The following is a 21923-nucleotide window of genomic DNA, read 5'->3' on the forward strand; positions in this document are numbered from 1 at the left end:
GGAGTACTCGCAGCACGTACCTCGGTGGGTGCCGCGTCTGCGTCCGTGGTCGCAGCCCGGGCGCGCGAGCTAAGGCGCGTCGCAATCGCAGTCGCAATCGAGGTAGGCCTGGATGGTCGGTGCGATCAGGTCGATGATCTGTTTGTGCGTCATCTGGGGCACGTTCCCGAGGCGAATCACGTACCGACACATGGCCAGGCCGATCATTTGAGTACCGATCAGCGCCGCGCGTTCCATGGCTCGGTCTGCGGTCAATGATTCGATGACGGGAACCATCTGGCAGCTGAAGATCTCTTCCATGCGTGCCCGTGCGGACTCGTGGGATACCGCGGCCCGCAGCAGGGCGACCATGGTGTCGTCGGCCTCCCACTGAGTGAGGAAGTGCTCAACCAAGGTCGCGCCGAGCTGACTGCGCGGAATGTCGGCTAGCTCCTCGGGGAAATGTATGTCGAAGTTGGCCGCCGCGGTGAACAGCTTGGCCTTATTGCCGTAGTACCGCATGACCAGGGACGGGTCGATACCCGCTGTCGCCGCGATCGCCCGTATGGTTGCCTTCTCGTAGCCGACGCCCGCGAAGTGTTCCTGGGCGGCCTCAAGGATGGCCGCGCGGGTGGCGTCCGATCGCCGAGGTTCGGTGGACATGCGCTGAGCTTAGGCCAACGGCTGTTGACATTTGCAGAGCCCTTGCGTGTTGCTCTCCCGAATGGGCAAGGCCCCTCGATATGCTGATCGAACAACTGTTCTACGGCGAGAGGGCTGGCACGTGCGAGTAATGGGAGTCGACCCGGGGCTTACCCGGTGCGGTCTGTCCATGGTCGAGGCCTCCTCGGGTCGCAAGGTGGTGGCTCTGGATGTCGACGTCGTCCGTACTCCAGCCAATCAGCCCCTGCCGCAACGGCTTCTGGCGATCAGCCAGGTTGTCGAACACTGGATGGACACCCACCGTCCTGACGTGATCGCCATCGAGCGCGTCTTCGCTCAGCAGAATGTTTCCACCGTGATGGGTACCGCCCAAGCAGGCGGAGTGATCGCGCTCTGTGCCGCCAAGCGGGGGATTGAGGTGTATTTCCACACCCCCTCGGAGGTCAAGGCCGCCGTCACCGGCAACGGACGCGCAGATAAATCCCAGGTGACGGCAATGGTGACCCGCATCCTTCAGCTGCAGACGGCGCCGAAACCCGCAGATGCGGCCGACGCGTTGGCCCTGGCAATCTGTCACTGCTGGCGTGCACCCATGCTGGCGAGAATGGCGAAGGCAGAAGCCGCGGCAGAAGCCGCGGCAGAAGCGCAGCGGAAAGCCTTCGCGGCCCGATTGAAGGCGGTATCCCGGTGATTGCTTCGGTCAATGGCGAGGTCATCGACATCGCGCTCGATCATGTGGTGATCGAGGCCGCCGGGGTCGGATACCGCGTCAATGCCACGCCGGCCACGCTGTCGACGCTGCGGCGCGGCAGCCAGGTGCGGCTGATCACGGCGATGATCGTCCGTGAAGACTCGATGACGTTGTACGGCTTCACCGACACCGATTCCCGCGACCTGTTCCTGACGCTGCTCGGCGTCTCCGGTGTGGGACCCAAGATCGCGATGGCCACGTTCGCGGTCTACGACGCGCCGACCTTGCGTCAGGCGCTGGCCGACGGCGATGTCAACGCACTGACCAGGGTGCCCGGGATCGGCAAGCGTGGCGCCGAGCGCTTGGTGCTGGAACTGCGTGAGAAGGTGGCGGCAGCTGCAGGGGCACAGGGTGGAACCACCGAACTGGGCCGTGGCACCGCATCGCTGGTGCGCACACAGGTTGTCGAGGCACTTATCGGCCTCGGATTCGCCGCCAAACAAGCCGAGCAGGCCACCGATACCGTGCTGGCTCAAGACAATTTCGATGGAGATACCTCGACCGTGCTGCGGTCGGCGCTGACGCTGCTGGGCAAGACGCGATGACCGGCTTCGATGAGTTCGGCGGCGACGAGGACGAATTCGATGCAGGCCCGGAGATGTCCGGTGCGCTCACGGTTGGCGAAAACGACATCGACGCCGGGCTCAGGCCCAAGTCGCTGCGGGAGTTCATCGGCCAGCCACGGGTCCGTGAGCAGCTGGAGCTCGTGCTGTCCGGCGCCAAGAATCGCGGCGGCACTCCCGATCACATCCTGTTGTCCGGCCCACCCGGGCTCGGCAAGACCTCGCTGGCGATGATCATCGCTGCCGAGTTGGGCTCTTCGCTGCGGGTCACCTCGGGGCCGGCACTGGAGCGAGCGGGCGACCTGGCGGCGATGCTGAGCAACCTCGTTGAACACGATGTGCTGTTCATCGACGAGATTCACCGCATTGCCCGGCCCGCCGAGGAAATGCTGTATCTGGCGATGGAGGACTTTCGTGTCGACGTCGTCGTCGGCAAGGGGCCCGGTGCCACCTCGATCCCTCTGGAAGTGGCGCCGTTCACGCTGGTCGGCGCGACCACCCGATCGGGGTCTCTGACCGGGCCGCTGCGTGACCGGTTCGGATTCACCGCCCACATGGACTTCTACGAGCCCCATGAACTCGAGCGCGTGCTGACTCGATCGGCGGGAATCCTCGGTATCGAGCTGGGAGCCGACGCGGGTGTGGAGATAGCCCGGCGCTCGCGCGGCACCCCGCGTATCGCCAACCGATTGCTGCGCCGGGTCCGTGACTACGCGGAAGTGCGGGCGGACGGTGTGATCACCGTAGACGTCGCCAAGTCCGCCCTGGAGGTGTACGACGTCGACGAGCTGGGGCTGGATCGCTTGGACCGGGCGGTGCTTACGGCGCTGACACGCAGCTTCGGCGGCGGCCCGGTGGGCTTGTCGACATTGGCGGTAGCGGTCGGGGAAGAGTCGACCACGGTGGAAGAGGTATGCGAGCCGTTCCTGGTGCGCGCCGGGATGCTCGCCCGTACGCCGCGCGGGCGGGTGGCGACATCGTTGGCGTGGACGCATCTGGGTCTTACTCCGCCGCCGCAGGTGCTGGGGCAGTCCGGGCTGTTCGATTGACGGGAGGCTTGAGCCCAGGACGCGCAGGTCCGGGGTTCGCGTCGATTCCACAGAGTCGGATGGCACACTGGTGACTTGTCGCGTGCTCGTTTCACGCAGACCGTGCTTGAACTCGTGAAGACCCAACGGAAAGAATCCCGAAAGCCGCCATGGAATCGATCATCGTCTTTTTGCCGCTCATCCTCGTTATGGGCGCATTCCTCTTCTTCGCGAACCGGCGGCAGCGCAAGGCCCTCGACGCCACCATCGAGCTGCACGAGTCTCTGGCGATCGGCGACCGGGTACACACGACGTCCGGTCTGCAGGGCACCATCACCGCCGTCACCGACGACACCGTGGATCTGGAGATCGCGCCCGGTGTTGTGACTCGCTGGATAAAGCTCGCGATCCGCGACAAGATCGCTGACGAGGGCAAGGACACCGAGGACACCCAGGACACTGCTGACACCGCTGAGGAGGCGTCGCGCGACGTCGAGAGCACCGGGGTCGAGCTGACCAAGGAGTAGCGGCTTTCGCCTTTGCTCAACCCTGAACGCCTCCCGACCCGCCCTCGACAAGCAAGGAGACCGGACACGTGGCCTCGCCATCGGCCCCTGTGCATCCCATGCGCTACTTGGCTGCCTTCCTGGTGCTGCTTATTGGCGCCTATCTGCTGGTGTTCCTCACCGGCGACAAACAGCCCAGGCCCAAACTCGGTATCGACCTGCAGGGCGGAACTCGCGTCACCCTGACGGCCCGTACCCCTGACGGCTCCAAGCCGACCAAGGACGCGTTGACACAGGCGCAGCAGATCATCAACGCGCGCGTCAACGGACTCGGTGTCTCCGGATCCGAGGTCATCATCGACGGCGACAACCTCGTCATCACCGTGCCCGGTAACGACGGCAACGAGGCCCGCAACCTCGGTCAGACCGCCAAGCTCTACATCCGGCCTGTCGTCCAGATGGTGCCGGCGCAGCCCAAGGAGAACCCCCAGGCCGGAGGGCCGCAGGGTGGTCAGCCAGGCGCTGGGCATGAGGCGACGCCACCGGAGCCGGGCGCAGGAAAGCCTGCACCCGCCGCACCCTCCCCGAAACCGCAGCCGCGGCCCTATCCGGCGCAAACCACGACACCGCCACCACCGCCACCCGCTCCGGCGACGCAGCCCGCGGCGCCGAATGCCACACCGCCGAATGCGACACCGCCCGCGGCTCCGCCCACCGATCTGCCGCCGAAGCCCGGCAGCGGTGAGGAACGCAAGCAGCTGATCGACTTCGAGAAGCAGATCAGGCAGAGCGACGACCCGCGGATTCAGATGCTGGCGCTTCAGGTCCAGTCCTCGCGTTGCTATGACATTGATGACCCGCTCGCGGGTAACGACGATCCAAACCTTCCGTTGGTCACCTGTGGTGACGACAGCCAGGGTGGAAAGGCCGCTTACCTGCTGGACAAGTCGATCATCAGCGGTGAGGAAATCAAGGACGCCAGCTCGGGGCTCGACCAGCAGCGAGGCATCTATGTAGTGAGCATGGAGTTCAAGCCCACTGGGGCGAAGGTCTGGGCTGACTACACGTCTGCGCATTGGCAGCAGGGCACCCAAACCGCGTTTACGTTGGACTCCAAGGTGATCAGCGCTCCGGCGATCCGCGAACCCATCCCGGGCGGCAAAACCGAAATCAGCGGACAGTTCACCTCCGACTCGGCCAAGCAGCTTGCCGCGGCCCTCAAGTACGGTTCGCTGCCGCTGTCCTTTGAATCCTCGGATGCCCAAACCGTCTCGGCCACACTCGGATTGACCTCGCTCAAGGCCGGCCTGATCGCGGGCGCGATCGGTTTGGCGATCGTGCTGTTGTACTCGCTGATCTACTACCGTGTACTCGGCATATTGACCGCGCTGTCTCTGGTGGCCTCCGGAGCCATGGTTTTCGCGATCCTGGTCCTGTTGGGCAGATACATCTCGTACACCCTGGACCTGGCGGGTATCGCCGGTCTGATCATCGGTATCGGTACCACCGCGGACTCCTTCGTGGTGTTCTTCGAGCGCATCAAAGATGAGATACGAGAAGGTCGTTCGTACCGTTCGGCGGTGCCGCGCGGTTGGGCCCGTGCTCGCAAGACGATCCTGTCGGGTAACGCGGTGACCCTGTTGGCCGCCGTGGTGCTCTACATCCTGGCCATCGGGCAGGTGAAGGGCTTCGCGTTCACCCTCGGACTCACCACCATCCTGGATGTCGTGGTGGTGTTCCTGGTGACGTGGCCGCTTGTCTACCTGTCCTCCAAGTCCGCGACTCTGTCCAAGCCCGTGTACAACGGGCTCGGCGCGGTCCAGCAGATTGCCCGCGAACGTAAGGCGGCGGCACACGCATGAGCACCGGCAATGACACAGTGAGCAACGGCAACGGCACCAAGGACCCGGTGGAAAACGCCGAGAGCGCCGCGAAGGAACCCAAGTCCACCGCAGTCGAAACCGTGAGTGTGGCACCAGAACACGGATTCTTCTACCGCCTGTACACCGGAACGGGCGCCGTCGACGTCGTCGGCAAGCGCACGCTGTGGTTCGGGATCAGTGGTGCGTTCATGATCGTCGCGATCCTGTCCATCGCGATCAAGGGATTCGTCTTCGGTATCGACTTCGAGGGCGGCACCAAGGTGTGGTTCCCGAAGGGCGACGCCACCGTTCAGCAGACCGAGGACGTCTTCAGTCAAACACTCGGCCACGACGCCGAATCGATTGTCGTCACCGGAACCGGCGACTCGGCCTCGATTCAGATTCGTACCGAGAAGCTCGACAATGAGGATTCGGCGAAGCTCCACAAGGCGCTCTTCGATAAGTTCGCGCCCAAGGGGCCCGACGGTAAGCCGTCCATCGACTCCATCAGCGACTCGGACGTGTCCGAGACCTGGGGCGGACAGATCACCAACAAGGCGATCATTGCGCTCGTCGTGTTCCTGGTGCTGGCCGGCATCTACATCGCCGTGCGCTACGAGCGCTACATGGCTCTGGCCGCACTGGCCGCGCTCGTCTTCGACCTGCTGGTCACTGCCGGTGTGTACTCGTTAGTGGGCTTCGAGGTCACCCCCGCGACGGTGATCGGTCTGCTCACCATCCTGGGATTCTCCTTGTACGACACCGTGATCGTGTTCGACAAGGTGGAGGAAAACACGCACGGGTTCCAGCACACGTCACGGCGTACCTTCGCCGAGCACGCCAACCTGGCCGTGAACCAGACATTCATGCGTTCCATCAACACCAGCCTCATCTCGGTGATCCCGGTGCTCTCGCTCATCGTGGTGGCCATCTGGCTGCTGGGCGTGGGCACATTGAAGGACCTTGCGCTGGTTCAGCTTGTCGGCATTCTGGTCGGCACCTACTCGTCGATCTTCTTCGCAACCCCGCTGCTGGTGGCATTCCGTGAGCGCACCGAACTGGTGTCGAGCCACACCAAGAAGGTGCTGAGCCGCCGTAAGCCCGAGGCCGCGCCCCTGGCAGACACCGGTTCGGGAACCACAGCCGCCAAGGCAGTGGCAGCGGAGGCGTCCGATGCCACCACGACCGCGGTACGTCCCGCGAAACCCAGGCCGGGTGCCCGCCCTCAAGGTAAGCGAAACGTGCGGCGGCGCTGATGGTTTCACGGGGCCCAGCACGGACCGGAGCAAGACGGATCGCGCGACTCGGCGCTATCGCGACCACGGTGCTGCTCGCGGCGGGGTTGTTGACCTCGTGTTGGACCTCGGCGGCGAAAACGCTCGACTATGCCGTCGACGGCCGCTTGACGACGTACAACGTCAACAGTGTCGCGGGGAACGCATCAGCGGGGGCACAGGCATTCAACCGTGTGCTCACCGGTTTCGGCTTCCACGGACCTGACGGCCAGGTGATCGCTGACCACGACTTCGGCACCGTCGAGGTCGTCGGCCGCATTCCGCTGGTGCTCGACTACACCATCAATGAGAAGGCCGTCTACTCCGACGGCAAGCCGGTGACCTGTGAAGACATGGTGCTGGCCTGGTTCGCGCAATCTGGCCGCCTGCCTGATTTCGACGCAGCCAGCACGGCCGGATACGCCGATATCTCCACTGTCGATTGCAAGCCGGGGCAGAAGACCGCGCGGGTGACCTTCGCGCCGGATCGTGCCTTCACCGACTGGACCCAGTTGTTCACCGCGACCACGATGTTGCCGTGGCATGTGGTCGCCGACAAGCTCGGCGGGGGTATCGACCTGATCGGTGCCATCGCCGCCAACGACGTTCCGGCGCTGCAGAAGATCGCCGATTTTTGGAACAACCAGTGGAACTTCGGCTCCGATCTGGATCTCTCGAAGTTCCCGTCGTCGGGGCCGTACAAACTCGACGGGTACAACGATGACGGATCGGTCGTGCTCGTTGCCAACGACAAGTGGTGGGGGAGCCCGCCGGTGACTAAGCGGGTCACGGTGTGGCCCAGCGGGATTGATGTGCAAAAACGGTTGTCCGATGGCGATCTGGAGGTTGTCGACGTCGCCGCCGGATCGTCCGGGACTCTGACCGCCCCCGACGGATTCGCGCGCACTGAGGAACCCGGTTCGGGTGTGGAACAACTCATTTTCGGTGCCGGAGGATCGGTCGGGGCTCCCGATGTGCGCCGTGCGGTCGCCCTGTGCACACCACGTGACGCCATCGCGGGAATCGCTGGAGTGCCGGTGATGAACGCCCGGCTGGATACCAGTATCGGAGACTCGTTCGCCTCCGTGGAGGCCGCTGCCGAAGCGGGACGGTTCATGCGTTCTGACCCGGTCGCGGCACGTGCCGCCGTGGCCAATCGTCCGTTGACCGTCCGGGTGGGATACCAGGCGCCCAACCCGCGCCGTGCGGCGATTGTGTCCGCCATGGCGCAGGCCTGTGAACCCGCCGGGATCACCGTGCAGGATGTCAGTTCACCCGAGATTGGGCCGCACTCGTTGCGGGACAATCAGGTTGATGCATTGCTCAGCTCGATCGGTGGAGCTCCCGGAAGCGGATCGACCGGCTCATGGCTCATGGATGCGTACGCCCTGCGGTCACGCGAGGGCAAGAATCCGACGAACTACGCGAACGGTCAGATCGACGGGATCATCGCGGCGCTGGCCGTGACCACCAACGCCAGGGATCAGAGCCGGCTACTCGGCGACGCATCGGCGATCTTGTGGAACGACCTGCCGACACTGCCGCTGTACCGGCAGCCGCGTGTACTGATCGCACCGAAGTCGATGTATGCCGCCACGCCGAGCGTCACCCGGTGGGGTGCGGGCTGGAACATGGATCGTTGGGTGTTGCCCGCGTGACATCTGCGGACGCTGTCACAGCGCTCATCGACAGGCTGACTCGTAAGGTTCCCGACTTCCCCGAGCCGGGGGTGCAGTTCAAGGACTTGACGCCGCTGTTCGCGGACGCGGAGGGTTTGTCACAGGTCACCGATGCACTGGGGCAGGCGGCGGCAGGCGCCACGTTGATCGCGGGGATCGATGCCCGCGGCTTCCTGTTGGGGGCCGCCGTGGCGATCCGGCTCGGCGTAGGTGTGCTGGCTGTGCGGAAGGCGGGAAAGCTGCCACCACCAGTGCATGCTCAGACCTATGAGCTCGAATACGGCACCGCGGCGCTGGAAATTCCTGCCGACGGCGTGGATCTGACAGGTCATCGGGTGGCGATCATCGACGATGTGCTGGCCACCGGAGGAACGCTGGCGGCAGCAATCAAGCTCCTGCGCACCGCAGGGGCAGATGTGATCGGCGCGGGTGTAGTTCTGGAACTGTCCGATCTGGGCGGCCGCGCGGCCGTGGCGCCGCTGCCATTAACTGCGCTGCGTGTGATCTGAGGGATAATCTAGGCGGCAGGAGGTGAACCGTGGCTGACGAGCAAGTACCCAGCGAGAATCAGGTCGCGGTCGAGTCCCTGCCTGCCGTGAGCGAACCGACCGCACCGAGCCCGGAATCTTTGCGGGTCAGCGGCACCATGAGTGCATCGCGCCGCGTGCGGGCCCGGCTGGCCCGCAGGATGACCGCCCAGCGCGGCACCGTCAGCCCCGTACTTGAGCCCCTGATGGGCGTTCACCGTGAGTTCTACCCTAAGGCTGACCGGGCGGCGCTACAGCGCGCATACGAGGTAGCCGAGAGCCGACATGCCGAGCAGTTTCGTAAGTCGGGTGATCCCTACATCACCCATCCGATCGCCGTGGCGAACATCCTGGCCGAACTCGGCATGGACACCACCACCCTGGTGGCCGCGATCCTGCACGACACGGTCGAGGACACCGGCTACAGCCTGGAGCAGCTGACCACCGAATTCGGCACCGAGGTGGCCCACCTGGTCGACGGCGTGACCAAGCTCGACAAGGTGGTGTTGGGCAACGCCGCCGAGGGCGAAACCATCCGCAAGATGATCATCGCGATGGCGCGCGACCCTCGGGTGCTGGTGATCAAGGTCGCCGACCGGTTGCACAACATGCGCACCATGCGATTCCTGCCGCCGGAGAAGCAGGCGCGTAAGGCCCGAGAGACGCTCGAAGTGATTGCGCCACTGGCGCACCGTCTGGGTATGGCCACGGTCAAGTGGGAGCTGGAAGATCTGTCTTTCGCGATCCTGCACCCCAAAAAATACGAGGAGATCGTGCGGCTGGTCGCCGACCGGGCGCCGTCACGCGATACCTACCTGGCCAAGGTGCGCGCGGAAATTGTTGCCACCCTGAATGGTTCGCGTATCGGCGCCACCGTCGAGGGGCGCCCCAAGCACTACTGGTCTATCTATCAGAAGATGATCGTCAAAGGCCGCGACTTCGACGACATTCACGACCTGGTCGGCGTCCGGATCCTGTGCGACGAGATTCGGGACTGTTACGCCGCTGTGGGCGTGGTGCACTCGCTCTGGCAGCCGATGGCGGGCCGGTTCAAGGACTACATCGCGCAGCCCCGGTTCGGTGTCTATCAGTCCTTGCACACCACCGTGGTCGGCCCCGAGGGCAAGCCTCTGGAGGTGCAGATCCGCACCCGCGATATGCACCGTACTGCCGAGTACGGCATTGCCGCGCACTGGCGGTACAAGGAAGCCAAGGGCCGCAACGGCGTTCCGCCCAACCATGCCGCCGCCGAAATCGACGATATGGCCTGGATGCGCCAGTTGCTGGACTGGCAGCGTGAGGCCGCCGACCCCGGAGAGTTTCTGGAATCGCTGCGCTACGACCTGGCGGTACAGGAAATCTTCGTCTTCACACCCAAGGGTGACGTCATCACCTTGCCCGCCGGGTCTACCCCGGTCGACTTCGCCTACGCCGTGCACACCGAGGTGGGTCACCGCTGTATCGGCGCCCGCGTCAACGGCCGCTTGGTGGCGTTGGAGCGCAAGCTCGAAAACGGGGAAGTGGTCGAGGTTTTCACCTCCAAGGCCGCCAACGCCGGCCCGTCGCGTGACTGGCAGACCTTTGTCGTGTCACCGCGGGCGAAGGCGAAGATCCGGCAGTGGTTCGCCAAGGAGCGCCGCGAGGAGGCTCTGGAAGCCGGCAAGGATGCCATCGCGCGCGAGGTGCGCCGCGGTGGGCTTCCGTTGCAGCGGTTGGTCAACGGCGAGGGCATGGCCTCGCTGGCCCGAGAGCTGCGCTACCAGGACACCTCACAGCTATACACCGCGGTGGGCGAGGGCCACGTCTCGGCGCGGCATGTGGTGCAGCGGTTGGTCGCCCAGCTCGGCGGTGTGGACAGCGCCGAGGAAGAACTTGCCGAGCGCTCCACCCCGTCGACGATGCCCATCCGGCAGCGACGCTCCGAGGATGTCGGCGTGGCGGTACCGGGAGCCCCGGGCGTGCTGACGAAACTCGCGAAATGTTGTACGCCGGTGCCTGGTGATCAGATCCTCGGGTTTGTCACGCGTGGCGGGGGGGTGAGCGTGCACCGCACCGACTGCACCAATGCCGAATCCCTTGAGCAGCAATCGGAACGGATCATCGAAGTACATTGGGCGCCGTCGGCCTCCTCGGTTTTCCTGGTTGCCATCCAGGTGGAAGCGCTTGACCGGCACCGGTTGCTCTCCGATGTGACCCGCGCCCTGGCCGATGAGCGAGTGAACATCCTGTCGGCATCCGTGACCACCTCCAATGATCGAGTGGCTATCAGCCGGTTCACCTTTGAGATGGGAGACCCGAAGCATCTGGGACACGTCCTCAACGTCGTACGCAACGTCGAGGGTGTCTACGACGTCTATCGGGTGACCAGCGCCGCCTAAATCTCGCGTCTGCTCGGCGATTAGGCGTTGAATGCCTTGAGGGCGATTCGGGTGGCCGCGGCGATGGTCGGCTTGCCCTTGGTGGACTTCGGGTCGTCAGGGACGGTGAGCACCGCCACCACGATGGGCGCACGCCCGGGTGGCCAGATCACCGCGATGTCATTGGTTTCGCCCTTGAATCCGCTGCCCGTCTTGTCGCCGACCGTCGACCCGGCCGGAGCCCCCGCCCGAATCGACTGGTCGCCGGTGGTGTTCCCCTTCAACCAGCCCGTGAGCAGATCGCGCCCCTGCGGATCCAGCCCTTCGTCGAGGACCAGCCTGCGCAAATTGGTCACCAGCTGCAGCGGGCTCGAGGTGTCCAAATCGCCGTCGGGGACGTTCAGCTGACCTTCGACGCGATCCATGCGAGAGACGTTGTCGCCCAGGCTTCGAACGTACTTCTCCGTCTGCTTGGGGCCGCCGAGCTGCGCAATCAACAGGTTGGCGCCGGTGTTGTCGCTATAGCGGATCGTCGCCTCGCACAGCGCCGAGACGGTCATGCCCTCGGCTACATGTTGGGACGTAACCGGAGCCCACTCGAGGACGTCGGACTGCGTGTACTCGATCCGGTTGTCCAGCAGCCCCGGTTCACTCAGGCGCCGGTGCAGGATGGCTGCGACGATGAAGGTCTTCACCGTGGAGCACATCAGGAAGCGTTCATTTGACCGGTGGCTGAGGGTGGCGCCCGACCCGGTGTCCAACGCGTACACACCGACGCGGCCCCCGAAATCCGTTTCGAGGGAGGCGAGTTCGGTGGGTGAGAGTTGGCGGTCACCGCCGCGTGAACAACCGACGGCGGCCACGCCGGCCGCCGTCAGCCCACCGAGCAGCACAGCGCGACGCGAAATCACGTCAGTCGAGCTGCAGGTCGATGATCTTGACTTCTTGCGCGGGCGCGCCATCGCCCGCTCCACGTGCTCCTGGCTTGATGCCGTTCTTGGCGATCTTGGCGAGGGTGTCCATACCGGTCTTGTCGATGGTGCCGAACACCGTGTACTGCGGCGGCAGCTTCGAATCCTTGTAGACCATGAAGAACTGGCTGCCGTTGGTCCCGGGGCCCGCGTTTGCCATCGCCAAGGTGCCGGCGGGATAGACCACGGCTTGCTGTGCCGCTGGATCATCGGCCTTGTACGCGGTGGTCGGGTACTCGTTGTCGAATTCGTATCCCGGACCGCCCGAACCGGTGCCCTTCGGGTCTCCACACTGCAGCACCGACAAGCCGCCACTCGTGATGCGGTGGCAGATGGTGTCGTCGAAATACCCACCCTGCGCCAGGCTGGCGAAGCTGTTCACCGTGCACGGCGCCTTGGCGTTGTCCAGCACCAGGCCGATGTTGCCCTGGCTGGTCTTCACACTGGCGGTGAGCGTCGCCGGATCGGTCGGGACCTTCCCGGAGCGCGGCATCTGCTTGTCGATGGCCTTGGCGGGCGCACCCGCGGGCCGGTACTGGCAGTTGGCGCCCACCTCGGCGGAGGGCACGAATTTCGGAAGCGGGGGGCCGGTGACGGGCGGCTCGTCAGGCGTTGGCAACGAGGACGTCGGTGGCGCGTCGACCGTGGAGACCGGGGTGGTGGCGGTGGTGTCCAGCGCCGCATCGGTCTTGTCGCTCTTGCTGATGGCCAGCCAGGCGGTGATGGCCACCGCGACGACGACGGCGACCACTGCGACGCCGCCGATCGCCCAGATCCGCTGCTTACGGGCACGCTCGGCACGGTTCTCCAGCTGTCGCTCCAGCTTGCGCTTGGCCGTCTGACGTCGCTGCTCGTTGGTCGGCACCGGGTTCTCCTCCTAGGGCGTCCATGAAGAATCTAGGTCGCCAGAGAGTGTGCCAGCCACACCTGAGAGATGGTGCAGGACCCGCCGCCTAAGCTGGTCGGGTGCTGATCACCGGTTTTCCCGCGGGCATGTTCGCCACGAACTGCTATATCGTGGCGCCCCACGAGGGCGGCCCCGCCGTCATCGTCGACCCCGGCCAGGAGGCGATCTCCGGCGTCAAGGAGATCCTCGCCGAACGCGACCTCACCCCCGAGGCGGTGCTGCTCACCCACGGGCATCTGGACCACACCTGGACGGCGCAGCCGCTCGCCGATGAATACGGGATCCCCGTGTACATCCATCCCGATGACCGCGTGATGCTCGCCGATCCGCTCGCCGGGATCGGGCCGGGTCTGGCTCAGTTCATCCAGGGCATGGCGTTCACCGAGCCCAAGGAGCTTGTCGAGATCGGTGACGGCGACAAGCTGGAGCTCGCCGGGATCACACTGACTGTCGACCACACGCCGGGCCACACCCGCGGTTCTGTCGTGTTCGGCGTCGAGGTCGACAGCGACAACGGGCCCGTCGACGTGGTGTTCAGCGGCGACACGCTCTTTCAGATGTCGATCGGGCGCACCGATCTGCCCGGCGGAAACCACCAACAGCTGCTCGATTCGATCGCGGCCAAACTGCTCACCCGGGACGATTCGACGGTGGTGCTGCCGGGTCACGGCAATGCCACCAGCATCGGCGATGAGCGGCGTGCCAACCCATTCCTCGAAGGAACCCTGTGAGCGAGAAGACCTCCGGTACCGCATCCTTCCGGGCTCCTAAGGGCATACCGGACTATGTGCCGCCGGACTCGGCGCAGTTCTTGGCCGTTCGTGACGGGCTACTGGAGCAGGCGCGATTGGCCGGATACGGCTACATCGAGCTGCCCGTGTTCGAGGACACCGGACTGTTCGCCCGCGGGGTGGGCGAGTCCACCGATGTGGTCAGCAAGGAGATGTACACCTTCGCCGACCGTGGCGATCGGTCGGTGACGTTGCGCCCCGAGGGCACGGCCTCGGTGATGCGTGCGGTCATCGAGCACGGTCTGGATCGCGGCCAGCTGCCGATGAAGCTTCGTTACGCCGGGCCCTTTTTCCGGTATGAGCGACCGCAGGCCGGCCGCTACCGCCAGCTGCAGCAGGTGGGTGTGGAAGCCATCGGCGTCGACGATCCGGCGCTAGACGCCGAGGTGATCGCGATCGCCGATGCCGGGTACCGCTCCCTTGGCTTGACCGGCTTCCGATTGGAGATCAGCTCGCTGGGTGACGCCTCATGCCGTCCGCAGTATCGAGAATTGTTGCAGGACTTCCTCTTCGGGCTGGACCTGGACGAAGTTACACGAGAACGGGCCCGTATCAACCCGATTCGGGTGCTCGATGACAAGCGGCCCGAGGTGCGGGAGATGACGGCCGCCGCGCCGCTCATGCTCGACCATCTCTCCGAGGAATCCAAGGCGCATTTCGATCAGGTGCTGAGCCATCTGGATGCGCTGGGCGTGCAGTACGTGGTGAATCCCCGGCTGGTGCGTGGGCTTGACTACTACACCAAGACCACATTCGAGTTCGTGCATGACGGGCTCGGTGCGCAATCCGGGATCGGTGGCGGTGGACGCTACGACGGACTGATGGCGCAGCTTGGCGGACAGTCGTTGTCGGGTATCGGGTTTGGGCTCGGCGTGGATAGAACCCTGCTCGCGCTGCAGGCCGAGGGCGTCACGGTGGGAGACAGCGGCCGCTGCGACGTGTTCTGCGTGCCCCTCGGGCAGGACGCGAAATCGGTGCTCGTGACGGTGGCGGCGCAGCTGCGGATCGCGGGGATCCGCACCGATATCGCCTACGGCGACCGCGGACTCAAGGGTGCGATGCGCGGTGCGGACCGCTCGGGAGCCTCGATTGCGCTGGTCGCCGGCGATCGGGAAATCGGTGAGGGAAACATCGAGCTCAAGACGTTGGCGGACGGCGTTCAGCAGCCCGTGTCGATCGGTTCGATTGTCGATGAAGTAACGGCGCGGCTAGCATCGCGGATATGACACGTATGGGACGTATCACAGCAGCTCTGCTCGCCGCGGCCGGTGCCGCAACCTTGACGACCACGGTGGCTCCTATCGCGCAGGCGGCGCCGCACCAGGTGAGGTACGTGATCAGTTCCGACCGTGAATTCCTCTCGCAGACCCTCGTGCTGCAGAACGAGCCGCCGAGCGCATCGGCCTACGACTCGGAGTCGAGCAAGTACCTGGTGCGCAACTCGACTCGCATCACCCCCGACGCTCCGTTCGTCGTCGAGACCACGCTGAACGACCCGACGCAGTGGGCCTATGTGAGCGCCAGCGCGGCGGCCAAGGCTGTCACCGGTGCTCCGGTCTTCCACTGCGAGGTGTACGTGGACGGTGCCCTGGCCAACCAGGCCGATGGCGAGACCGCCGTCACGTGTTCACTGCGCAAGTGGTAGCCCGCTAGCTCGCGAACACGTAGACCCAGGCCGTCGCGCCCGAGCGCAGCGGCACCGAAATGCGTTGGTAGTCGTCCACTTCGTACTCGTCGGCGGCGGCCAACTGCTCGGGCGTGATCGAGAAGACCGTGCCGGGGACCTCCGCTGATGCATCGGCCGACGGACGAAGGATGGGATGACGTTCGCTACCACTGGTAGCGATGACATGCGGGTCGGTGATGGTCACGTAGTCAAGATCGAATCCCACGATGGCGTCCGTATGGCCATCCAGTTCCTGTCCGAAGGTGGCCCGCTGCACCTCGGCCTGCTGCAGGGTGCCGTAGGAGAATAGGAGCTCGGTCGCGGAATCCGTCACGCGATAAGTCAATCAGGCCGACCGCGGCGGGCGCGCGCCACGTCAGCCCCCGAGGTGGACCGTGCCATCGGAATCGATCCGCCAACCAGGATTGTGGGCGATTTCCCAGATCAGCCCGTTGGGGTCCTGGACGTGGGCGTGGAAGACCCCACCGAACTGGCCGGGTTGCGGCGGTTTGAGAACAGTGCCCCCCGACCGGCTCATGGTTCCGGACAGTGCGGTCACCTCCTCGGCGGAATCGACATTGTGCGCCAAGGTGATCCCGGAAACTCGTGAGTGATCACCGGGCGCGGCGAGATCCTCGTTGAACTTATCCGCGAGGAAAAACCCCAACAGCTGTCCTGGTGCGCTCTGGTAGAAGACGATTTCACCTTCGACATCCAGCAGTGGAACCCAGCCCAGCGCGCCGTAGAAACGCCGAGTGGCGTCCAGATCCGTTGCGGCGACAGTGACAAAGTGCAGCTGCTGCTTCATGGGGCCAAGCCTAGATTCGCGCTCCGACGGTGTCAGAGGGGCGGTGGAGGAGGGGCGGTGGAGGAGGGGATTGACACGGCATCGAACATATGTTCGCATAGAGTATGCGGTGGGACGGTCAGGCGCTGGATGCTGACGACGGTGCGCTTCCGGGTTTGGAGCGGATCGGTCTGGTGCGCAGTGTGCGCACCCCCGATTTTGAGGGCATCACATTTCACGAAGTGCTCTGCAAGTCGGCGCTCAACAAGGTCCCCGCGGTATCCATGTTGCCGTTTCGGTTCACGGTCAATGCCTTTCGGGGCTGCGCACATGCCTGCCGCTATTGTTTTGCGCGCCCCACCCACGAATACCTGGAGTTCGACAGCGGGGCAGATTTCGACAACCAGATCGTCGTGAAAACCAATCTGGTTCCGGTGCTCAGGAAAGAACTGGGGCGCAAGTCCTGGAACCGGGAGACAGTCGCACTCGGCACCAATACTGATCCCTATCAACGAGCCGAGGGCCGCTATCAGCTGATGCCGGGAGTTATTGCGGCGCTGGCTGATTCTGGTACACCGATATCGATCCTCACCAAGGGCACTCTGCTGCGCAGAGATTTATCGCTGCTCGCCAATGCTGCCCGGCAGGTACCGGTGAGCCTGGGGATTTCGCTGGCCATCGGGGATGAGGTGCTGCACCGCGAGGTTGAAGCGGGGGTGCCTTCGCCCCAGGCGAGACTGTCGTTGATCGCGTCGGCGCGCGAGGCTGGTTTCGAACCGCACGTGATGGTGGCGCCGGTGCTTCCGTTCCTGACCGACACGGTGGAGCATCTGGATGACCTGCTGGGCCGGATCGCCGAAGCCGGCGCCGCCGGTGTGACGGTCTTTCCGTTGCATCTGCGTGGGACGACACGTGGTTGGTTCATGTCCTGGGTGTCCCAATCGCACCCCGAGCTCGTCGGCCGATACCGAGAGCTTTATCGCAAGGGCGCGTATGCGCCCGCCGAGTACCGGGCTTGGTTGCGAGAGCGCGTAGGGCCTCTGGTGCACAAGTACGGCCTGGTCTCGCATCGCGAGGAAAAACCGGCGAGGCCAACGAAATTCGCGCCCGCTCCGGAGATGACGCTGTTCTAGCGCGCCCTTGCCCTCCGGGTCTAGTTCAGGCTGTCGGCGTTGAAGGTGTCGCAGGTGCGGAAGTCGCCGGTGTTGTAGCCCTGGGTGAACCACCGCTGGCGCTGCTCGGAGGAGCCATGCGACCACGCCTCGGGGTTGACGCGGCCGGTGGCCCGCTTCTGGATTCGGTCATCGCCCACGGACGACGCGGCCGACAATGCGTCGCGAATGTCCTCGTCCGTCAACGGTTTCAGGAACGGGACACCGCTGCCCTCCTGAACGGTGGTCGATGCGTGCTTTGCCCAGACGCCGGCGTAGCAGTCGGCCTGCAGTTCGGTGCACACGCCTCCGCCCGCCTGGCCCTCGGCGCATCGGTGATTCTTACCAAGCACGCCGAACAGGTTCTGCACGTGATGACCGAACTCATGGGCCACCACGTACTCCTGGGCCAGGGGGCCACCGCTGGATCCGAACTGGTCGACCAGTACCTGGAAGAAACTGGTGTCGAAGTAGGCGGTCCGGTCGGCGGGGCAGTAGAAGGGACCGACCTCGGTGGAGGCGGCGCCGCATCCGGTGTTCACCTGACCGCTGAACAGTTTGACGCCCGGCCGTGGGTATTTAGGTCCGAGAATCTGCGTCCAGACGGCGTCCACCGAGTTCCCGGTGGCGATGATGCGGCAGTCCAGCGACTTGTTCGCGTCGGCACCGGTCTTACAGTGGCTGAAGTCCTCTGTCGGCCGCTGGGTCACGCCCGACCCCTGCTGGCTCGGTTGTTGTTGCAGCACCTGGCTGGGATCGCCGCCGAGCAGCATGACTACGACTGCGATCAGCAACCCGCCGACACCACCGCCGATGGCCATCTTGGGGCCGCGGCCCATGCCACCGCCCGAGGTGGTGCTGGTGTCGATCTGCATGCCTTCGTTGAAGGTCATTGGTCTGTCACTCCCGTGTCGTGTCTCTGCCACTCAGCTATCGGCTGCTGTCGGCTGCCGATACCTTTGCATACTCCACGGACGGGCGTATCGCTACATGGCGAAGAGTTCATGTCCGGCCCGGGACATTCCGGCGGGGCCTCGGCCTCGTAGCGCTGGTCCGCATTACGATTCGATACGTGGCCGTTGACGTCGCCCTGCCGACCCTCGTCCGCACGCCGTTGGGGGACCTGCGTGGAACCACCGAAGGCGGTGTTTCGGTCTGGCGCGGGGTGCCCTATGCGCGACAGCCGGTCGAACAGCTTCGGTTCCTGGCGCCCATCCCCCTGGAGCCGTGGGACGGCGTGCGTGACGCCATCGAACACGCGCCGATGCCGCCGCAGGGAAAAACCTTCGTGGGCGCCGGTCGCGACGACCCCAAGATCCGCGGCGAAGACTGCCTGACCGTCACTGTCTGGTCGCCGGATATCCACGCCAACCTGCCTGTCATGGTGTGGATCCCGGGTGGGGCCTTCGTGTTCGGCGCCGGGCAGCTGGAGTTGTACAGCGGTGCGCGCCTTGCCGCCAACGGCAACGTGGTCGTCGTCAACGTCACCTACCGGATCGGAGCCCTGGGCGGACTGGAGCTCAGCGCCCTGGGCGAGGGTTTCGACGACAACCTGGCGTTGCGAGATCAGATCGCGGCGCTCAGATGGGTGCGTGACAACATTGCGGCTTTTGGTGGTGACCCCGATCGCGTCACCATTTTCGGTGAGTCGGCTGGGGGGACGTCGGTGCTGGCGCTGCTGGCGAGTCCGGCGGCGGAAGGATTGTTCGGGCGTGCCATCGCACAGAGCCCCGCGTTGCCGCTGATCGCCGACAAGAGCCTGCGTGACCGGCGTGCGCATCGATACATGGAGCTGCTCGATGTCACCGACCCGAGCCGGCTCAAGGTCTTGCCGCAGCGGGAACTGCGACGCGGCGCGGCCAAACTGCAGATCGAAAGCGCCACCGATACGCCGATCCTCGGGTACGGCCTAACACACGGCACCGCGCTGCTGCCGCATCACCCCATCGAGGCGGCGCGGCGCGGCGCGGTGCACCAGGTGCCGCTCATCATCGGATCCAACAGCCATGAAGCGTCGATGTTCGCGCGCGTGAAACCGCCGATGCTGCCCACTACCGAGCCGACCGTCAATGGCTACTTCAACCGGGTCGGTCCGGAGTATCAAGACGCGATCATCGCCGCGTACCCGCGGTATCCGAGCCGTTCGGCGCTGGTGGCGGTGGGCTCAGACGCCATGTTCGCCGCACCCATGTGGGCCTTTGCCGACGCCTACAGCGCCTTCGTGGACACCTATATGTACAGGTTCGATCACACTGCGTGGGGGCTCAAGCTCCTTGGCCTGGGCGCCACCCACGGCAGTGAGATCGTGCATGTCCAGCACAGTTACGGATCATTTGTCGGGATGCTGCTGAGCCCGCTCGGTGCGCGGATGATGCCGTCGGTCGGGCGCCGCATGCAGCGAGCCTGGCTGGACTTCGCCACGGGAGAGGGGCCGGGCGACTGGCCGACCTACGGAGCTGACGGTCGCCGCACGCGGATCATCCGGTCTCGCTCCGACGTCACCATCGAGGACCCGGACTCGGTGCGCCGTATCGCCTGGGCCCAGGTGCACTGAGTCCGGGCGCGGCGCCCTGGCGAGGCGAGGAACGCGGGGCCGCTAGGCTCAAACGTCTACACACTGGCCTTTTTGTATAACAAGCACTGTCGAAGGGATCTTTTGTGCTGCGCACTCACGACGCGGGTACGTTGCGGGAGTCGGACGCCGGGCAGCGCGTGACGCTTGCCGGCTGGGTGGCTCGTCGGCGCGACCACGGTGGTGTCATCTTCATTGACCTGCGTGACTCCTCCGGCGTGTCCCAGGTGGTGTTCCGTGACGACGCGGTACTCGAACAGGCTCATCGGTTGCGTGCCGAATTCTGCGTCGAGGTCACCGGTGTGGTGGAGGTGCGGCCCGAGGGCAACGCCAACGCCGAGATCCCGACAGGGCAGATCGAGGTCAACGCCGCCGCACTGACCGTGCTCAACGAGAGTGCGCCGCTGCCGTTCCAGCTGGACGAGACCGCTGGTGAGGAAGCGCGCCTGAAGTACCGCTACCTGGATCTGCGCCGCGAAGGACCGGGTAAGGCAATCAGGTTGCGCTCCAAGGCAAACGCATCGGCACGCACCGTGCTGGCCCGTCACGACTTCGTCGAGGTGGAGACCCCAACGCTGACTCGCTCGACTCCAGAGGGGGCGCGCGACTTCCTGGTGCCCGCTCGCCTGCAACCGGGCAGCTTCTACGCGCTGCCGCAGAGCCCGCAGCTGTTCAAGCAGCTGCTCATGGTCGCGGGCATGGAGCGGTACTACCAGATTGCGCGTTGCTACCGGGATGAAGACTTCCGGGCGGACCGGCAACCCGAGTTCACCCAGCTCGATATCGAGATGAGCTTCGTGGACCAGGACGATGTCATCGCGCTCGCCGAGGAGATCCTCGTCGCGCTGTGGGACCTGATCGGGTATCGCGTGCCCACGCCCATCGCCCGCATTACGTATGCGGAAGCGATGCGTCGCTACGGCAGCGACAAGCCCGATCTGCGATTCGGGCTTGAGCTGGTGGAATGCACCGAGTACTTCTCGGACACCAGCTTCCGGGTGTTCCAGGCGCCCTATGTGGGTGCCGTGGTGATGCCCGGCGGCGCCGATCAGCCACGCCGCACCCTGGATGGCTGGCAGGAGTTCGCCAAACAGCGTGGACACAAGGGCCTGGCTTATGTGCTGGTGGGAGAGGACGGCACCCTCGGCGGTCCCGTCGCCAAAAACTTGACCGATACCGAACGCGACGGGCTGGCCGCCCATGTCGGTGCGGCGCCCGGTGATTGCATCTTCTTCTCCGCGGGCGGCGCCAAGTCGTCGCGCGCATTGTTGGGCTCGGTGCGTGGCGAAGTCGCGCAGCGTCTCGGACTGATCGATCCGGACGCCTGGGCATTCACCTGGGTGGTGGATGCGCCACTGTTCGAGCCGGCCGGAGACGCGACCGCGGCCGGCGACGTGGCCGTCGGTTCGGGCGCGTGGACCGCGGTGCACCACGCCTTCACCTCGCCGAAGCCGGAGTCGGAGAACACCTTCGACACCGATCCGGGTTCCGCACTCGCCTACGCCTACGACATCGTGTGCAATGGGCACGAGATCGGTGGCGGATCGATCCGTATCCATCGTCGTGATGTTCAGGAACGCGTGTTCAAGGTGATGGGCATCAGTAATGAAGAGGCCCAGGACAAGTTCGGATTCCTGCTGGACGCCTTCGCTTTCGGTGCACCGCCACATGGGGGCATCGCCTTCGGCTGGGACCGGGTGACCGCGCTGCTTGCCGGTACGCCGTCGATCCGCGAAGTCATCGCCTTCCCGAAGTCCGGTGGCGGTGTCGATCCGCTTACGGATGCTCCGGCACCGATCACCGCGGCGCAGCGCAAGGAATCGGGAATTGACGCGAAACCCGATAAGTCCGATACGCCGGATAAGCCAGGTAAGCCGGCGGACGCGTAG

The 21923-nt window shown here is 65.0% G+C and carries 21 protein-coding genes; 15 read left to right on the forward strand and 6 right to left on the reverse strand.

Annotated elements, in window-relative coordinates; genetic code table 11:
* Positions 1-69 precede the first annotated feature (69 nt).
* Positions 70-642, reverse strand: a complete 573-nt coding sequence (locus AC5Y5C_RS07925) for a TetR/AcrR family transcriptional regulator (RefSeq protein WP_499970797.1) — start codon at positions 640-642, stop codon at positions 70-72.
* Positions 643-763: 121 nt separating this feature from the next.
* Between AC5Y5C_RS07925 and ruvC the strand changes: the two genes are divergently transcribed.
* The 9 genes from ruvC (at position 764) to AC5Y5C_RS07970 (ending at position 11210) form a co-directional block, all read left to right on the forward strand.
* The gene (ruvC, locus tag AC5Y5C_RS07930; RefSeq protein ID WP_499970798.1) at positions 764-1333 is read left to right on the forward strand and encodes a crossover junction endodeoxyribonuclease RuvC; all 570 of its coding nucleotides are present in this window, start codon (positions 764-766) and stop codon (positions 1331-1333) included.
* Entirely contained in the window at positions 1330-1938 is a 609-nt protein-coding gene (ruvA, locus tag AC5Y5C_RS07935; protein WP_499970800.1) for a Holliday junction branch migration protein RuvA, read from the forward strand. Before ruvC ends, ruvA begins: the two co-directional genes overlap by 4 nt.
* A gap of 53 nt (positions 1939-1991) precedes the next feature.
* Positions 1992-3005 (forward strand): Holliday junction branch migration DNA helicase RuvB, encoded by a 1014-nt coding sequence (gene ruvB / locus AC5Y5C_RS07940; RefSeq protein ID WP_499971770.1) that lies wholly within the window; start codon positions 1992-1994, stop codon positions 3003-3005.
* A gap of 149 nt (positions 3006-3154) precedes the next feature.
* A complete protein-coding gene (yajC, locus tag AC5Y5C_RS07945) occupies positions 3155-3511 on the forward strand; it encodes a preprotein translocase subunit YajC (RefSeq protein ID WP_499970802.1) in 357 nt (118 codons plus the stop codon).
* Positions 3512-3579: 68 nt separating this feature from the next.
* Positions 3580-5352, forward strand: a complete 1773-nt coding sequence (gene secD, locus AC5Y5C_RS07950) for a protein translocase subunit SecD (protein WP_499970804.1) — start codon at positions 3580-3582, stop codon at positions 5350-5352.
* A gap of 17 nt (positions 5353-5369) precedes the next feature.
* A complete protein-coding gene (gene secF / locus AC5Y5C_RS07955) occupies positions 5370-6608 on the forward strand; it encodes a protein translocase subunit SecF (protein WP_499971772.1) in 1239 nt (412 codons plus the stop codon).
* Positions 6608-8284: an ABC transporter substrate-binding protein gene (locus AC5Y5C_RS07960; protein ID WP_499970806.1), complete on the forward strand. Its 1677-nt coding sequence runs from the start codon at positions 6608-6610 to the stop codon at positions 8282-8284. The genes secF and AC5Y5C_RS07960 overlap by 1 nt, the downstream gene beginning before the upstream one ends.
* Complete coding sequence (locus tag AC5Y5C_RS07965; protein WP_499970808.1) at positions 8281-8814, forward strand: adenine phosphoribosyltransferase; 534 nt, start codon at positions 8281-8283, stop codon at positions 8812-8814. Before AC5Y5C_RS07960 ends, AC5Y5C_RS07965 begins: the two co-directional genes overlap by 4 nt.
* A gap of 29 nt (positions 8815-8843) precedes the next feature.
* Positions 8844-11210 (forward strand): RelA/SpoT family protein, encoded by a 2367-nt coding sequence (locus AC5Y5C_RS07970; RefSeq protein ID WP_499970810.1) that lies wholly within the window; start codon positions 8844-8846, stop codon positions 11208-11210.
* A gap of 20 nt (positions 11211-11230) precedes the next feature.
* Here the strand turns inward: AC5Y5C_RS07970 and blaMAB are convergent, their stop codons facing one another.
* On the reverse strand, positions 11231-12100 hold the full coding sequence (gene blaMAB, locus AC5Y5C_RS07975; RefSeq protein WP_499970812.1) for an MAB family class A beta-lactamase: 870 nt from the start codon (positions 12098-12100) through the stop codon (positions 11231-11233).
* 1 nt (position 12101) lies between these two features.
* Complete coding sequence (locus AC5Y5C_RS07980; RefSeq protein WP_499970813.1) at positions 12102-13025, reverse strand: peptidylprolyl isomerase; 924 nt, start codon at positions 13023-13025, stop codon at positions 12102-12104.
* A 101-nt stretch (positions 13026-13126) separates the two neighbouring features.
* On the opposite strand from AC5Y5C_RS07980, the gene AC5Y5C_RS07985 reads away from it, so the two are divergent.
* Genes AC5Y5C_RS07985 through AC5Y5C_RS07995 form a run of 3 tightly spaced genes read left to right on the forward strand, consistent with a single transcriptional unit; the run spans position 13127 to position 15503 of the window.
* On the forward strand, positions 13127-13798 hold the full coding sequence (locus AC5Y5C_RS07985) for an MBL fold metallo-hydrolase (RefSeq protein ID WP_499970815.1): 672 nt from the start codon (positions 13127-13129) through the stop codon (positions 13796-13798).
* Positions 13795-15084, forward strand: coding sequence for a histidine--tRNA ligase (hisS, locus tag AC5Y5C_RS07990; RefSeq protein ID WP_499970817.1), 1290 nt, complete (start codon positions 13795-13797; stop codon positions 15082-15084). The genes AC5Y5C_RS07985 and hisS overlap by 4 nt, the downstream gene beginning before the upstream one ends.
* Before the next feature lie 5 nt (positions 15085-15089).
* The gene (locus tag AC5Y5C_RS07995) at positions 15090-15503 is read left to right on the forward strand and encodes an Rv2576c family protein (protein ID WP_499971775.1); all 414 of its coding nucleotides are present in this window, start codon (positions 15090-15092) and stop codon (positions 15501-15503) included.
* Positions 15504-15507: 4 nt separating this feature from the next.
* Here AC5Y5C_RS07995 and AC5Y5C_RS08000 read toward each other — a convergent pair whose 3' ends face one another.
* Positions 15508-15858, reverse strand: coding sequence for a gamma-glutamylcyclotransferase family protein (locus tag AC5Y5C_RS08000; RefSeq protein ID WP_499970818.1), 351 nt, complete (start codon positions 15856-15858; stop codon positions 15508-15510).
* A 42-nt stretch (positions 15859-15900) separates the two neighbouring features.
* Positions 15901-16332 (reverse strand): VOC family protein, encoded by a 432-nt coding sequence (locus AC5Y5C_RS08005; protein ID WP_499970820.1) that lies wholly within the window; start codon positions 16330-16332, stop codon positions 15901-15903.
* Positions 16333-16436: 104 nt separating this feature from the next.
* Between AC5Y5C_RS08005 and AC5Y5C_RS08010 the strand changes: the two genes are divergently transcribed.
* Positions 16437-17444, forward strand: coding sequence for an Rv2578c family radical SAM protein (locus AC5Y5C_RS08010; protein WP_499970821.1), 1008 nt, complete (start codon positions 16437-16439; stop codon positions 17442-17444).
* 20 nt (positions 17445-17464) lie between these two features.
* On the opposite strand, the gene ypfJ is transcribed toward AC5Y5C_RS08010, so the two are convergent.
* Positions 17465-18355, reverse strand: a complete 891-nt coding sequence (gene ypfJ, locus AC5Y5C_RS08015; protein WP_499970822.1) for a KPN_02809 family neutral zinc metallopeptidase — start codon at positions 18353-18355, stop codon at positions 17465-17467.
* Positions 18356-18510: 155 nt separating this feature from the next.
* Between ypfJ and AC5Y5C_RS08020 the strand changes: the two genes are divergently transcribed.
* Together AC5Y5C_RS08020 and aspS are read left to right on the forward strand one after the other, a co-directional pair.
* Positions 18511-20016 carry a carboxylesterase/lipase family protein gene (locus AC5Y5C_RS08020; RefSeq protein ID WP_499971777.1) on the forward strand — a complete coding sequence of 502 codons (1506 nt, stop codon included), beginning with the start codon at positions 18511-18513 and terminating at the stop codon, positions 20014-20016.
* A 104-nt stretch (positions 20017-20120) separates the two neighbouring features.
* Positions 20121-21923, forward strand: coding sequence for an aspartate--tRNA ligase (gene aspS, locus AC5Y5C_RS08025; RefSeq protein ID WP_499970823.1), 1803 nt, complete (start codon positions 20121-20123; stop codon positions 21921-21923).

It is taken from the genome of Mycobacterium sp. NGS15 (assembly GCF_059813245.1).

What these genes read in the sequence shown, in the direction of transcription:
- AC5Y5C_RS07925 (WP_499970797.1), bottom strand. Translation starts at nt 642, where the DNA reads ATGTCCACCGAACCTCGGCGATCGGACGCCACCCGCGCGGCCATCCTT.
- ruvB (WP_499971770.1), top strand. Translation starts at nt 1,992, where the DNA reads ATGTCCGGTGCGCTCACGGTTGGCGAAAACGACATCGACGCCGGGCTC.
- yajC (WP_499970802.1), top strand. Translation starts at nt 3,155, where the DNA reads ATGGAATCGATCATCGTCTTTTTGCCGCTCATCCTCGTTATGGGCGCA.
- AC5Y5C_RS07960 (WP_499970806.1), top strand. Translation starts at nt 6,608, where the DNA reads ATGGTTTCACGGGGCCCAGCACGGACCGGAGCAAGACGGATCGCGCGA.
- AC5Y5C_RS07995 (WP_499971775.1), top strand. Translation starts at nt 15,090, where the DNA reads ATGGGACGTATCACAGCAGCTCTGCTCGCCGCGGCCGGTGCCGCAACC.
- AC5Y5C_RS08005 (WP_499970820.1), bottom strand. Translation starts at nt 16,332, where the DNA reads ATGAAGCAGCAGCTGCACTTTGTCACTGTCGCCGCAACGGATCTGGAC.
- AC5Y5C_RS08010 (WP_499970821.1), top strand. Translation starts at nt 16,437, where the DNA reads ATGCGGTGGGACGGTCAGGCGCTGGATGCTGACGACGGTGCGCTTCCG.
- ypfJ (WP_499970822.1), bottom strand. Translation starts at nt 18,355, where the DNA reads ATGACCTTCAACGAAGGCATGCAGATCGACACCAGCACCACCTCGGGC.